The organism is Aurantibacter sp. UH7 (genome assembly GCF_056839165.1).
In genome coordinates, this window is record NZ_CM166388.1 from 4,384,101 (window position 1) to 4,398,620 (window position 14,520).

Consider the following 14,520-nt stretch of genomic DNA (forward strand, 5'->3'; position numbering starts at 1 on the left):
GAGAAATTTAATGATTCTATATATTAATTATGATTAGGTTGAAATTCTTTAAGCATTGCAGAAATTTGCATTTCTTCTTTAGAAACTGAAATACGACCAGAACGTACAAATTGCATTATACCAAAGGGCTTTAATTGCTCATGCATTTCGTCAATTTCATTTCTTCGTCCAGATTTTGCCAAAACAAAAAACTCTCTTGCGACAGTAACAATTTGCGAATTACTTTCTTTAATTATGTTTTGTATTTGACGTTCATCAAATAACAATGCCGAATCAATTTTGAATAATGCCGATTCCTGATAAATAGTTTCATCATCAGTATGATAGAAAGCCTTTATAACTTCAATCTGCTTCTCAATTTGTCCCACAATATTTTTGACCCATTTTTCGGTAGTATTTACCACTATTGTGAATTTAGAAACATTATCTATTTCTGATTTAGAAACATTTAAGCCTTCTATATTAATGTGTCTTTTTAAGAATATACCAGATATTCTGTTCAATAAACCCACGTTATTTTCGGAGTATACTGATATGGTGAACCATTCTTTTTCCATTACTATTATTTCTATTGTCTTTTACTTTTTTACCGCTATAATTAATCCGGTAGACCAATCCATTTTTGTGATATTAAAATCTTCTCTTTCTTCGAGGTATGCGACTAATTTCTCAACATGCTTATCGTGTCCGGCTGGCCAATTCGGCTGCGCTTTCATATCATCAATAATATAAAAACCTCCTAGCTTTATAGTATTTAAAACCTCATCAATCTCGCTATACTTACCTGGCCAAGCATCTGCAAAGACTAGGTCGAACTTAGCACCCTTATAATTTTTAATCCAATTGGCGCCATCTTCACATACAATTTCTACGCGACTATCATTTCCAAAATATTGTTTTGCAATAGCAATCAATTTTGGATCATTATCAACAGTAATCAAGGTTGAATTATCATCCATTCCATCAATCATCCAAGATAGTGAAAGGCCAATTCCTGTACCCAATTCCAAAATATGAGCATTGGGTTTTGAACTAATTAATGTTTTTAACAATGTTCCGATATACAAATCTGAAGGCATAGTAAATCCTATTTCTTCAGATTTACGTGCTATTTCATTATGAATAACAGGAATGTCTTGTATGTTAGAATCGTTCATAATAATTATTATTTCAAGCGCACATCGGAAACCGAAGCTCCAGAAGGAATCATCGGAAATACATTATCTTCTTGCTCTACTTTTACTTCTAAGAAATAGGGCTTATCAGAAGCAATCATTTCTTGAATGGTAGCTTTTAAATCTTTTCGTTCGCTAACTCTTTTAGCCTCTATACTATAGCCCTCTGCTATTTTTACGAAATCGGGATTAGTCATTACCGTTGAAGCATAGCGTCTATCGAAAAACAATTCTTGCCACTGACGTACCATTCCCAAATGCTCATTATTCAATACCACTATTTTAACTGGTACATTGTGTTGAAAAATAACACCCAATTCTTGTATCGTCATTTGATAACCACCATCACCAATTATAGCAACTACTTCGCGATCCATTGCACCCATTTTAGCACCTATTGCTGCTGGAAGTGCAAAACCCATAGTACCTAAACCACCTGAAGTAATATTACTTTTTGATTGCTCAAATTTTGCATAACGACAAGCAATCATTTGGTGTTGTCCAACATCTGTAACAATTACCGCTTTATTACCTGAAGCAATATTAATTTCTTCAATTACTTCACCCATAGTTAAACCAGGTTTAGTTGGATGAATATCATTTTTAATTACCGTATCAAATTCTAATTGATGTCTTTTCTTGAATTCATTATGCCAATCTTCATGCTTATTTTCATTTAACAAAGGCAATAGCATTTCTAATGTTTCTTTAGAATTACCCAAAACAGCAACATCTGCAGTTACATTCTTATTGATTTCAGCAGGATCTATTTCGAAGTGAATCACTTTTGCTTGTTTCGCATAAGTTTCTAAATTCCCTGTTACACGATCATCGAAACGCATACCAATTGCAATTAATAAATCGCATTCGTTGGTTAATACATTCGGACCATAATTTCCATGCATTCCAACCATACCAACGTTTAGTGGATGACTAGTGGGAATTGCAGATTCTCCCATAATTGTCCATGCGGCCGGAATTCCTGCTTTATCGATTACAGCTTTCAAGGCTTCTTCTGCTTGACCAAGGATAATACCTTGTCCCCATACAATAAATGGCTTCTTAGCATTATTAATTAATTCAGCAGCAGCTTCTATTGCACCTAAGTTAGGTTTAGGAGTGGGATTATAACTACGAACTCCTATACATTTTTCATATGAAAATTCAAACTCATCAAATTGTGCATTTTTTGTAATATCAACCAATACAGGTCCTGGTCGGCCCGATTTAGCAATATAAAATGCTTTTGCCATAATTTCAGGAATCTCTGAAGCATTTGTAATTTGATAATTCCATTTTGTTACTGGTGTAGATATTCCGATAATATCGGTCTCTTGAAAGGCATCGGAACCTAACAAATGTCTTGGAACCTGGCCTGTAATACAAACCATAGGAGTGGAATCAATTTGAGCATCTGCCAAACCTGTAACCAAATTTGTCGCTCCTGGTCCTGAAGTTGCCATTGCAACTCCCACTCTACCCGAAACACGAGCATAACCCTGTGCAGCATGCGTCGCTCCTTGTTCATGTCGCGTAAGTATATGGGTTAATTTATCTTGAAATTTATATAATTCATCATATACAGGCATAATAGCACCACCCGGATAACCATATAATAAATCGACACCTTCAGCCAGTAAACAATGGATAATTGCCTCAGCACCAGAAATTTTTATGGTGGCTTTAGTGTTTGCTTTTACTTTTTTTTCTTTAATTGTCTCCATACTAAACTCAAATTCAAATGTCAATTCTTGTTTTATCAAATTGACAATTCATTCGTATTAACTTGTACTATATCCCTTTTACTAAAACTCGTCGGTTACACAACCTTGTGCTGCAGATGATACTGAGCGCGCGTATTTGTATAAGACTCCTTTTTTAAATTTTAATTCTGGTTGCACCCAAGCTGCCTTTCTTTTTGCAAGTTCATCGGTCGAAACCGCAACATCTATAGAATTAGTTTCTGCATCAATTGTAATTATATCACCATCTTCAACTAAAGCAATAGTACCGCCTTCTTGTGCTTCAGGAGAAATATGTCCTACAACAAAACCATGTGTGCCTCCAGAGAAACGTCCATCGGTTATCAGCGCTACTTCTTTACCTAATCCAGCACCCATAATTGCAGCTGTTGGTTTAAGCATCTCTGGCATTCCAGGTCCACCTTTAGGGCCTTCATAACGAATAACTACAACATCTCCCTTTTTAACTAGACCAGTTCTAATTCCATCATTGGCATCGTATTCACTATTAAAAACTTTCGCAGTCCCTTTAAATAGCAAACCTTCTTTTCCCGTAATTTTAGCAACCGAACCATTTTCGGCAAGGTTTCCATAAAGCATACGTAAATGACCAGTAGCCTTGATTGGTTTATCTAAAGGTCTGATTACATCTTGACCTTCTTCCAAATCTGGAACATTTTCTAAATTCTCAGCAAGTGTTTTACCAGTAACTGTTAAACAATCGCCATGTAAAAGTCCATTTTTAAGAAGGTATTTCAATACTGCTGGAATTCCACCAATGCGGTGAACGTCTTCCATTAAATATTTACCACTCGGTTTTAAATCCGCTATAAAAGGCGTGGTATCACTAATATGTTGAAAATCTTGTAACGTAAATTCTATATCTGCAGCACGAGCAATTGCTAAGAAATGTAATACAGCATTGGTAGAACCACCAGTAATAGTTACCAAACGAATTGCATTCTCAAGCGATTTTCTAGTAACAATATCCAAAGGTTTAATATCTTTCTCGATAAGCATTCTCATTTGCTTACCAGCAGCAATACTTTCTGCAGTCTTATCATTACTTACTGCCGGATTAGATGAATTATAAGGCAATGACATACCTAAGGCTTCAATAGCCGAAGCCATAGTATTCGCGGTATACATTCCACCACAGGCACCAGCTCCAGGAATAGATTTTTTTATTATACTCTTAAATTCAGATTCTTCCATTGTACCGGCAACTTTCTCGCCCCAGGCTTCAAAAGCAGAAACTATATCTAATTTTCTACCATTATGACATCCGGAAGCAATTGTGCCACCATATACCAATATTGAAGGTCTATTTAAACGTAACATTGCCATTAATGCTCCTGGCATATTTTTATCACAGCCAACTACGGTAACAAGTCCGTCATACGACATTCCTTGTACCACTGCTTCCATAGAATCTGCAATAATATCTCTAGACGGTAATGAAAAACGCATACCCGGTGTTCCCATAGAAATACCATCACTAATACCAATAGTATTAAAAATAAGACCGACCGTTTCTTTGGAATTGACCCCCTCTTTTACAAGCTTCGCCAAATCATTCAAGTGCATATTACATGGGTTACCTTCGTAACCTGTACTAGCAATTCCAATTAAGGGTTTTTCAAAATCTTCATCCTTAAAACCAATAGCATATAACATTGCTTGTGCTGCTGGTTGCGTAGGATCTTGTGTTACGGCTTTGCTGTATTTATTCAGTTCCATTTGTCTATTTATAAGTATTCTTTAGGATTCTATTTAAGTTTCCTTAATCAAATATAGAAGTTTACAAAAACAGTCATTTTTAACGTTTGCACCCTATCTAAAGTCAATTTTAGTAAAATTTACATAAAACTCTAATTATCAATTATTTAAGTGTATTTTTTTATCATATTCAATAGTGCCAAAAGAAAAAAGCCTGTATCAAATTTTCTCTGATACAGGCTTTATTACAACATTAAAAAGCAATATCATTCGTAATTACGAATGACTATGACCTCAATAAGTATGTTGTTATTTTTTATCACTTTGTAAAAATAATTATTTTATTTAACATTTTGCAGTTTCTCTAAAGTTGATTCTATAGTAATTTAAACGTTACAATTTCTCCTGCTCTTTTTTGTGCTAAAATTGAAATCGCATTATCTGTTAATTGTAGAATTCTAGGATAGCCACCCGTTGTCTGACCATCTTTCATTAGAATGATTAATTTCCCATTTGGTGTAAACTGTACAGTGCCAGGTAATGTTGCTGAAGTTAACATTGACTTATTATGTCCACCAATTTTTTCATTCAATTGATATGCCATTCTATTATTATCTTTTGAAATGGTAAATTCAGCACTAAATAATTGTTCCAATTGCCGGTCATCTAACAATTCAAATTCTGGACCCTTAGCAACACCCAGTACAGTTTCATCAAAATAAGAACTTACTTTTAGTTCTGAAATCTTAGGCTCATAAGTCTCACATGCTGTATAGGGTACTTCCATATTGTTCTTTAAACAAACCATTTTAGTAATCGATTTAGAAAAAGACCTACTGTTTAACACAACATTAGTCTCAAATCCATACTTTATACCAAGATAACTGCGAATACCACTTTCTAAACGACCATAGGATAATATGTCGCCACTTTCTATTTTATATACTTTATAGTTAGCAACTGGTTCATTATTTAAGGTAGCAGACATATTTGCACCAGACAGTACGATATAGGTACTTTCCTCAAACAAAATAGTTGGTCCCGTCATTGTAATTTCTAGCACAGCCGCATCTTCATCATTCTCTAGAAGACTATTTGCTCTTTCTAGAGCAATATTATCCATGGCGCCCGCTACCGGAACACCTTTATCACGAAAACCAAATCTACCTTTATCTTGTACGGTGGTGTAAAAACCAGATTTAAGTATTTTAAGCATTAATCGCTGTTTTTTCAATTTTATAAATACCTACTTCTCCTTCAATAACATGTAAATTATGTTCCGCCCTCGAAATAGAATAGAATTGTACCTGATCACCTACATTTACCAAACAAGGAACTTCTCGCTTCGGACTGAAAATAGGTACTGAGCAATTACCAATAATATTCCATCCACCAGGTGATTCTTGCGGATAAACCCCTGTTTGTTTGCTTGCTAAACCTACAGAACCTGCCGCTACTTTTAATCGAGGTTCAGCCCTTCGTGGAATTTCTAAGGATTTTGGTAAACCTCCCAAATACATAAACCCAGGTAAGAAGCCAATTCCATAAACACGATACGTATGTGCTGTATGCTGCCTAATTATTTCTTCAATGCTCAATTCTAATTTCTCTGATACTTCATTTAAATCAATTCCAAAATCCAAATCATAACAAACAGGTAATTTGCATAGGTATCGTTGCACTTTTAAATCAAGGTTTTTAATTTCTTTATACCATGTTTTTAATGTTCCAGAAAAAGACTTAAAATCAATAGTCTCACTTAATCTAATTAAGGTTAACGAATTATATGCTGGGACAAGCTCCCACTGCCCTTTCGGCAAGCAATTTTTTATCAAATAATGTTTGAAATGAAGAATATCTTTTAAAATACTTTCATCAACTTCATCTGGCCATTCTACTAAAACAGCATGAATTCCAAAAGGTCGTATTGAAATATCGTATGGCATTATTTATTTATGTTAATTTCCATTTGAGGCAATTGGCTAGTAAGGTAACTTAATATTTCTAAAGCATCAGGAGTATCGCTATGAACACAAAAAGTTTCTGCTTCTATAGGTACTTTGATTCCATCTAAGGTTAAAACGTGTTTCTCTTTAACAATCCGAATAATATGTTCTAACACCAAATTTGGCTGACAAATTAAGGCATTCTCCTGTTTTCTTGAAACTAAACTTAAATCTTCATTGTAATTTCTATCTACAAAAGCTTCTAATACTACTGAAAAGTTTTCCTTTTTTGCTTGTTTAGCCAATGCAGAACCATATGGCGCATATAAAAGTACACCCCCTTTATAAACTGTAATTGCTTTGAGGAATTCTTTGACTAATTCTGAATTTCGAAACATATCATTATACAGTGCCCCATGTGGTTTAATATGGTGAAGTCTGATATTATCTTTTTTCAATATGGATGAAAAAGTATTCATTTGATGTTCAATACTACCTATTAATTCTTCTGCGGATAGCTGTAATGATATACGGCCAAAATTCTTTCTATCCGGATATGAAGGATGTGCTCCAACTTTTACACCATTTTTATTTGCTAAGCGAGCAACTCTTGCAATTGTTTCATCATCTCCAGCATGCGCACCACAAGCTATATTACACGAACTAATAAAAGGGAATAAGGCTTCTTCATTCTCAAAACCTTCTCCAACATCACAATTTATATCTATAAAAATGTCTTCTATCATTCAATCACAAATCTGCACGTAATATGTTTCTATGTTTATTGACACTAAACTAAGAAGAAATTATAATTGACAAACATCTTCGTTTAACAAAAGAAAACTATAAAACTGGTTGTTTTACACTTAACCCGCTGTATTCAAATCAAATAGCATCGAATTCAGAATATTTCTTTAAAAATCAAATAAATCTCATAATTGGTCAATCATCGATAAATAGACGCTTCAACACTAAATTTTCACAACGTTTTTAACATTTTTCGATGCATTTCATCTAATAATTTGCCGTTCATCTAAAATAGGGGTGTTTTAGAGTGAGTGCATATAATATCCCAAAAGATATGAGGTTATAATAGTCCCAAATCTTAATACTCAAATTAATGAAATGCTTGGAATGTAATAAAGAACTGAGCTATGTAGATCATAAAAACTCGATGGACATTTTTGAAGTCGAGTTGTGCGATAGGCACACTGATCTAATGCTGCAGCTTCAAGACAAACATGATACCCCCGTCGAAGCAATACAATTGTACTATGGCCTTAAAGAAGCCGGTGTAACTGCCATGTTAGAATGGTGGGATGGTAAAAAATCTATCGATTTAGCAATATCTCGTGTGAAATTGAATATTGAAATAGATACAGAGTATCATATGCTAACTCATGAGCAGGCTATAAATGACCTTGAAGAAGCAATGCACTCATTCAAAAATGGTTTTACCACTATACGTATTCCACACGATTTAGTTACTTACTACTTAAAGGAAACAGTCGAAAATATTATAGGAATTATGGAGGGCCTTCGAGCTAATATTAAAGTTATCTAATTCATTAAATTATGGCATTCGCAAAGAAAATTTTACGCACCCCATTACGTATCTTAATAGCATTATTTTTAGTTGGTATTTTGATGCAAGTACTTAATTGGCCCTATGCTAGTGAAATTTTACTTGTTGCCTTTTCGGGAATTGGAATACTTTATAGTATTCGATTTTGGAAAAAGAACGAAAAACGATTTGTTGATTATGTAAAATTAGTATTAGTCGTATTTTGGATAGCTAATGGTATTCTTCAAATTATGGAATTTCAATACACTGTTGTTTTCCAAGTAGTAATAGCAATTTCATTCTTAACCTGGTTCTTCCTAGAAGGAACTGCTTATTTCTTAGATGAAGATAGGCGTGCACGAAATAGTATGACACAAATAATGTGGAATTTTGCAATGGTTGCTGGTACTTTAGCCATAATAGCAGGCAGCTTATTAAATATACTACAATGGCAATTTGCTATACCGCTACTCATATTAGGTATTTTAATTGTAGCAGCATATATTTTAAAAGATGCTTTCGTTAATTCTAAGTATGATAAGGAGGAGAACAACAACGGAGAATTTCAGCTATAATATAAAAAACATATAATTCTTAAAAGCTTTGCATTGCTATGCAAAGCTTTTTTTATGGACAAAAGTTATCTCCATATCCACATATGTACTTCAATTTTACTATAATCCCATTTAGCCGGTTATTGGCATAGTTTTATGTTATCTATGTCTCTAATAAGAAATTAGAGAAATGGTAATAGAGCGCGTTTTAGACCTATACAGCAAAGGATTATTATGCTTTTATCCACTATAGAATAGTATTTACAAGAAGTGTTGATTGTCGTGCCATAATTATTAATGGCAACTTAGTTTAAGCTTTTTATCATTTTTAATAAAAATTTTAAACTCACAAACTTTCTAATGTACATGTAAGTTCTAAAAGCTTTTAAAGTACTTTAAAAAGTAACTTGGGTCACTAAATTACACTAATTATCCTATCTCATTATTAATTCAGAAACCCCGTCTTAGTAACTAAAATAGTAAATACAGCAGCATCCATTCATCGATTAAGTGCCGTATTGTGGGGTTTTAGAGTGTTTACACATTTTCCCTTCATAGATCATAAAAACCGTTTAACGGGACTCTGCACCCCAAAACGAATATTCTATCATTTCATAGATTGAGAAACTACAAAAGCTCTTTTTACAAGTTTTCTATATATAAATAAAACCCATTGTTATGGAAAATAAAACTACAATTAACGATTACTTAGTCTATTCATACTGCGGATTTTGTTTTTGCTGGTCACTATATATTCTCTTTTTCTAAAAGAAGTATAAGCCACAAGATAAAATTCAAACAATTTTAGGTTGTTGGGTAGGTCGAGAATTTAATCCTTCTCGGCCACAGCACCTTATTTTAATTATTAACCTTCGGGTTTTAATAGCAATATGAGTGCATATTTTACGTTGTAATACTATCGTGTAAAATCAGCACCGAATACAATGAAACTACGATTGTTAACTTTTTTAATGCTACTTTTTTGCGGAAGCGCTATGCTGTTTGCCAAAGATTGTGCGACCGTAGCACAAAATAGCATTCAAAATATAATGCTACCTAAAACAGCTATAAAAATAAACTACCCAACTACCGGCACAGTTTGGAAAGCACCTAGTACCGTTGAATTAAAATGGAATACAAAAAACATTCCTTCAAATAAAACCATCAAATTTTATCTTTCTAAAGATGACATGGTGGTACAAGAATTAGGCATTTTTGAAAACAATGGCTTTGTTAATAAGATAACTTTAGACCGCGGATTACAAGATGGCGATAATTATAGAGTAATTGGCATTGAACTTTTTCCGGATAACAAAAAAAGTATCGCCAAGTTTGCTACTCCCTTTTTTACCATCAAAAAATTACCACGACCTAAAAAAATCATTACAGAAGAACTTGTTGAAGAACAAACCGTTAGAGACACCTTCGATGGCCGAAAGCTTACCTACGTTAATGAAATGTCGGTTGCTAGTGATAAGATTAGTATCTATATCTGGGATCATAGTAGAAAAGATGGTGATATCGTCTCAATCTATTTAAATGGCGAGGCAGTAATCTCAAAATACTCCCTTGAATATTACAAGAAAAAAGTAGAACTTACTTTAGATCCTACCAAAGCTAACGACCTATTCTTGTATGCGCATAATCTGGGTAAGTTTCCTCCAAACACTGTTTCTATTGAAATAACGGACGGAAAAACCACAGAAAACATTGTTCTAAATTCTGATTTAAAAAGCTGTGAAGCTGTTTTAATAAACGTGAAAGAATAATTTAGAAAATTACCTTTACTACCCTTTTATACTCCATTGTTTTTTTGAAGCTATTGTTGTAATTTCTCCCATCAATTCAACACAACATGGAAAAACAACGAAGAAATTTCATTAAAAAGGCTGGACTACTTGCAGCGTCAACAACAATACTGCCCAATTTTGCATTTGGCAAAAGTACATCAACAGAGAAAAAATTAGGAGTGGCCTTAGTTGGTTTAGGGTATTATAGTACCGATTTGCTTGCTCCTGCCCTACAATTAACCAAACATTGCGAATTAAAAGGAATCGTTACTGGCAGTCCCGAAAAAATTCCCGTTTGGAAAGAAAAATACAATCTCGATGATAAAAACATTTATACCTATGATGATTTTGATAAAATAGCAAACAACGATGCTATCGATGTGGTATATGTTGTCTTACCACCATCTATGCATGCAGAATATACAATAAGAGCAGCCAAAGCCGGCAAACATGTATGGTGTGAAAAACCTATGGCACCTACGGTAGCCGATTGTAATGCGATGATTAAAGCATGTAAAGACAATAATGTAAAACTATCTATTGGATACCGTTGTCAACACGACCCAAATATTCAAGCGTATATGAAAGTTGGCAAAGAACAACCTTTTGGTAAAGTTAGAATGGTGACTTCGGCAGCCGGATATTATGATGGAAGAACAACCCATTGGAAACAACAAAAAGCTATGGGTGGTGGTGTTATGGGCGATATGGGCGTTTATGCCTTGCAAGGAGCACGTTTAGCTACTGGTGAAGAACCTATTTTTGTGTTGGCAAATACATTTACTACACGCCCAGATGTGTATCATGAAGTAGAAGAATCTGCTATGTTTCAATTAGAGTTTCCAAGTGGTGCAAGAGCAGCTTGCCATACGAGTTACGGAATGTCTATGAATTATTTAAAAGTGACCTACGAAAAAGGATCCTTACAAATGGAACCACATTCTTCGTATAATGGTAATAATGGTAAAATGTCTGATGGTACTATTATAAATTATCCTATTGAAAATCAACAAGCCAAACAAATGGACGATGATGCCTTAGCATTAATAAATGGCACCGATTTAATAGTACCAGGTGACGAAGGATTGCGAGACATTACAGTAGTTGAAGCAGTTTATAAATCTGCAGCACAAAACTGTGAGGTTAAACTATAAAAGTTAAGAAAAACAATGCGTTTAGTTCAAATATTCCATGATAAAGAAGGCCGAAAAATTGCTTTAGTAGAAGAGCCTAATTTGCGAATAATAAACAATTTCACGAGTGTATTTGAACTAGCTTCATTTGCTATTGAAAAAGGTGGATCCCTCAGCACATTGATTAACGAAAATCTATCGGATACCATTTTAGGATATGACAGCATTTATCAAGGAGGTTCGGAATGGCAGTTATTACCAGCATTTGATCACCCGACTAATGTAAATAATTTAATGCTAGCAGGTACAGGACTCACCCATAAGGCAAGTGCTGAAAATAGACAAAAAATGCATGAGGCCGCTGCTGAAAGTGATTTAACCGATAGCATGAAAATTTATTTTATGGGCATTGAAGGTGGCAAACCTGAAAAAGGAGAAATTGGAATACAGCCAGAATGGTTCTATAAAGGCAATGGTTCTGTTTTAAAAGCACATGGCGAACAATTAGAAATTCCTGTTTACGGAAATGATGGTGGTGAAGAACCTGAAATAGCAGGAATTTACATCAATGATAAAAACGGTAAACCATGGCGTATAGGATTCGCAACCGCTAATGAATTTTCCGACCATGTAATGGAACGTAAAAATTATCTGTATTTAGCTCCTTCTAAGATTAGAAATTGCTCGATAGGTCCAGAATTGCGAATCACTGAAGATTTTAATGATATTACGGGGCAGGTGCAAGTACTAAGAAACGGAAAAGCACTTTGGGAGAAAAACATTAAAACAGGCGTAGCAAACATGTCGCATAGTCTCGAAAACCTAGAATATCATCATTTTAAATATGAAAACCATTGTGTGCCACATCAAGCACATATTCACTTTTTTGGTGCAGATGCCTTTAGTTTCGGTGAAGACATTACTTTGCAACAAGGCGATGAGATGCTAGTAGAATGGTTCGGAATGGGAAGAGGGTTGCGAAATAAACTGAAAATAAAAACTGAAAATGAGTTTATTGTAAAAATCAATAAAATCATTTAATATATCTTCAAATTAAACAGCCAAAATAAACTTTAAAAACCTGTCTTAATATAATTAGTTTTGTTGTTAATCGACAAAAAAGGTCTTTAAACAGTTTATAAATTATAGGCGTCTACACTTAAATATAATTCATTTAAATTAGGCTATTATTTAACGCTTTACTTTAAAAAATTACCGCAATAATTACCTATCAAATGATTAGAAAAATTTTAAGAATAATTTCTATAGTAGCATTCGTATTTTTTTTTGAATCTTGTGAAAAGGAAGATAAAATTGAAAATTTCAAAATCAGTGGTAGCGTAAATCCTATAGAGGGTGGTAGCGTAAGTCCTTCAACTGGCGATTTTACATCTGGCATGAAGGTATCAATTAAAGCAATCCCCGAAAACAACTATGAATTTAAAGGGTGGTCAGGAGATATTTCTGGAAAAGACAACCCAATAAATATCACTATAAATACAGATAAAGTTTTTACTGCTAATTTCGAACTTGTTGATACAGACAATGATGGTGTAGCAGATGCAATAGATCAATGCGAAGATACACCAGCAAACTCGGTGGTAGACAAAAAGGGCTGTTCAAAAGAACAATTAGATATTGATGGTGATGGTATTAATAACGAATTAGATAACTGCCCAAATTCTACGGAGAATGCAATAGTAGATGAAAACGGATGCTCTGAAAGACAAAAAGATGCTGACAACGACGGCGTTATAGACGATGTAGATAACTGTCCAAATACTACCGACGGTATAACTGTTGATGAAAACGGATGCTCTGACGACCAAAAAGATACTGACAACGACGGCGTAATGGACGATAAAGATAACTGTCCAAATACTACCGATGGTGTAACTGTTGATGAGAATGGCTGCTCCGAAAGCCAAAAAGATACTGACTACGACGGGGTAATGGACGATAAAGATAACTGTCCAAATACTACCGATGGTGTAACTGTTGATGAGAATGGCTGCTCTGACGACCAAAAAGATACTGACAACGACGGGGTAATGGACGATAAAGATAACTGTCCAAATACTACCGATGGTGCAACTGTTAATGAAAATGGCTGCTCCGAAAGCCAAAAAGATACTGACAACGACGGTGTAATGGATGATTTAGATAACTGTCCAAATACTACTGATGGTGCAACTGTTGACCAAAATGGCTGCTCTGACAACCAAAAAGATGCTGACAACGACGGGGTAATGGACGATAAAGATAAGTGTAGCAACACCCCAATAGGAAGCGTAGTTGGTACTGATGGCTGTACATTCCCAGAAATTGGAGATTTCTATCAAGGTGGGATTGTATTCTATATTTTCCAAGAAGGGCATAAAGATTATGTTGAAGGAGAAGCACATGGTTTAATAGCAGCTCCAGAAGATTACCCGGAGCGATTACCATGGTCGCTGACAGGTGAAATAATTGACACAAGAGAGTTTTCTGATAGCGGGGCCAAAACAAAAGCAATTGTAGACAGTAATGGAGAAGGCGATTATGCCGCATATATTTGTTACACCATGGAATTAAATGGTTATGACGATTGGTTTTTACCTTCCTCTAACGAAATGTGTTCAATGTTCGCTGCAATAGGGTACAGAACATCAAATAATAGTGGTAATTTACCAGAGGACGGAGGTTATTTGACCTGTGATGTATGGATTGATTACGATCCTTACGGTCCAACAAATCTATCCTCTGTAATATTCTCTTCTGATTGTTACATAGACTTTGGAGCAGATGATACGTTCAGGGCAGTTCGCTCGTTTTAACAGTAATAATTGTGATATTAAAAATATAGAGGAGTTGAAATACGTCTAGCACGGTTTGGTATGGGAAGAGGGTTGCGAAAT

General features: G+C 34.6%; 13 protein-coding genes. 6 read left to right on the plus strand and 7 right to left on the minus strand.

All coding sequences use genetic code 11. The annotated features are described in order from the left end of the window. Window positions 1–23 precede the first annotated feature (23 nt). From ilvN to pxpA, 7 genes are all read right to left on the minus strand, one after another. Complete coding sequence (ilvN, locus tag UH7x_RS18600) at window positions 24–557, minus strand: acetolactate synthase small subunit (protein WP_482361430.1); 534 nt, start codon at window positions 555–557, stop codon at window positions 24–26. 21 nt (window positions 558–578) lie between these two features. Beyond that, a complete protein-coding gene (locus tag UH7x_RS18605) occupies window positions 579–1,157 on the minus strand; it encodes an O-methyltransferase (RefSeq protein WP_482361431.1) in 579 nt (192 codons plus the stop codon). Window positions 1,158–1,165: 8 nt separating this feature from the next. Further along, window positions 1,166–2,899: a biosynthetic-type acetolactate synthase large subunit gene (gene ilvB / locus UH7x_RS18610; protein WP_482361432.1), complete on the minus strand. Its 1,734-nt coding sequence runs from the start codon at window positions 2,897–2,899 to the stop codon at window positions 1,166–1,168. Between the two features lie 81 nt (window positions 2,900–2,980). Further along, complete coding sequence (gene ilvD, locus UH7x_RS18615; protein WP_482361433.1) at window positions 2,981–4,657, minus strand: dihydroxy-acid dehydratase; 1,677 nt, start codon at window positions 4,655–4,657, stop codon at window positions 2,981–2,983. 355 nt (window positions 4,658–5,012) lie between these two features. Next, window positions 5,013–5,852, minus strand: coding sequence for a 5-oxoprolinase subunit C family protein (locus UH7x_RS18620; protein ID WP_482361434.1), 840 nt, complete (start codon window positions 5,850–5,852; stop codon window positions 5,013–5,015). Then, entirely contained in the window at window positions 5,845–6,582 is a 738-nt protein-coding gene (gene pxpB, locus UH7x_RS18625) for a 5-oxoprolinase subunit PxpB (RefSeq protein ID WP_482361435.1), read from the minus strand. Before pxpB ends, UH7x_RS18620 begins: the two co-directional genes overlap by 8 nt. Next, window positions 6,582–7,328, minus strand: coding sequence for a 5-oxoprolinase subunit PxpA (gene pxpA / locus UH7x_RS18630; RefSeq protein WP_482361436.1), 747 nt, complete (start codon window positions 7,326–7,328; stop codon window positions 6,582–6,584). The genes pxpB and pxpA overlap by 1 nt, the downstream gene beginning before the upstream one ends. A 473-nt stretch (window positions 7,329–7,801) precedes the next feature. On the opposite strand from pxpA, the gene UH7x_RS18635 reads away from it, so the two are divergent. From UH7x_RS18635 to UH7x_RS18660, 6 genes are all read left to right on the plus strand, one after another. Then, window positions 7,802–8,146 carry a hypothetical protein gene (locus UH7x_RS18635; protein ID WP_482361437.1) on the plus strand — a complete coding sequence of 115 codons (345 nt, stop codon included), beginning with the start codon at window positions 7,802–7,804 and terminating at the stop codon, window positions 8,144–8,146. 11 nt (window positions 8,147–8,157) lie between these two features. Further along, window positions 8,158–8,721 carry a hypothetical protein gene (locus UH7x_RS18640; protein ID WP_482361438.1) on the plus strand — a complete coding sequence of 188 codons (564 nt, stop codon included), beginning with the start codon at window positions 8,158–8,160 and terminating at the stop codon, window positions 8,719–8,721. 923 nt (window positions 8,722–9,644) lie between these two features. Beyond that, window positions 9,645–10,469, plus strand: coding sequence for a hypothetical protein (locus tag UH7x_RS18645; RefSeq protein WP_482361439.1), 825 nt, complete (start codon window positions 9,645–9,647; stop codon window positions 10,467–10,469). Window positions 10,470–10,555: 86 nt separating this feature from the next. Next, window positions 10,556–11,644, plus strand: coding sequence for a Gfo/Idh/MocA family protein (locus tag UH7x_RS18650; protein WP_482361440.1), 1,089 nt, complete (start codon window positions 10,556–10,558; stop codon window positions 11,642–11,644). A 15-nt stretch (window positions 11,645–11,659) separates the two neighbouring features. After that, complete coding sequence (araD1, locus tag UH7x_RS18655; protein ID WP_482361441.1) at window positions 11,660–12,664, plus strand: AraD1 family protein; 1,005 nt, start codon at window positions 11,660–11,662, stop codon at window positions 12,662–12,664. Window positions 12,665–12,858: 194 nt separating this feature from the next. Next, window positions 12,859–14,439 (plus strand): thrombospondin type 3 repeat-containing protein, encoded by a 1,581-nt coding sequence (locus tag UH7x_RS18660; protein WP_482361442.1) that lies wholly within the window; start codon window positions 12,859–12,861, stop codon window positions 14,437–14,439. Window positions 14,440–14,520 lie beyond the last annotated feature (81 nt).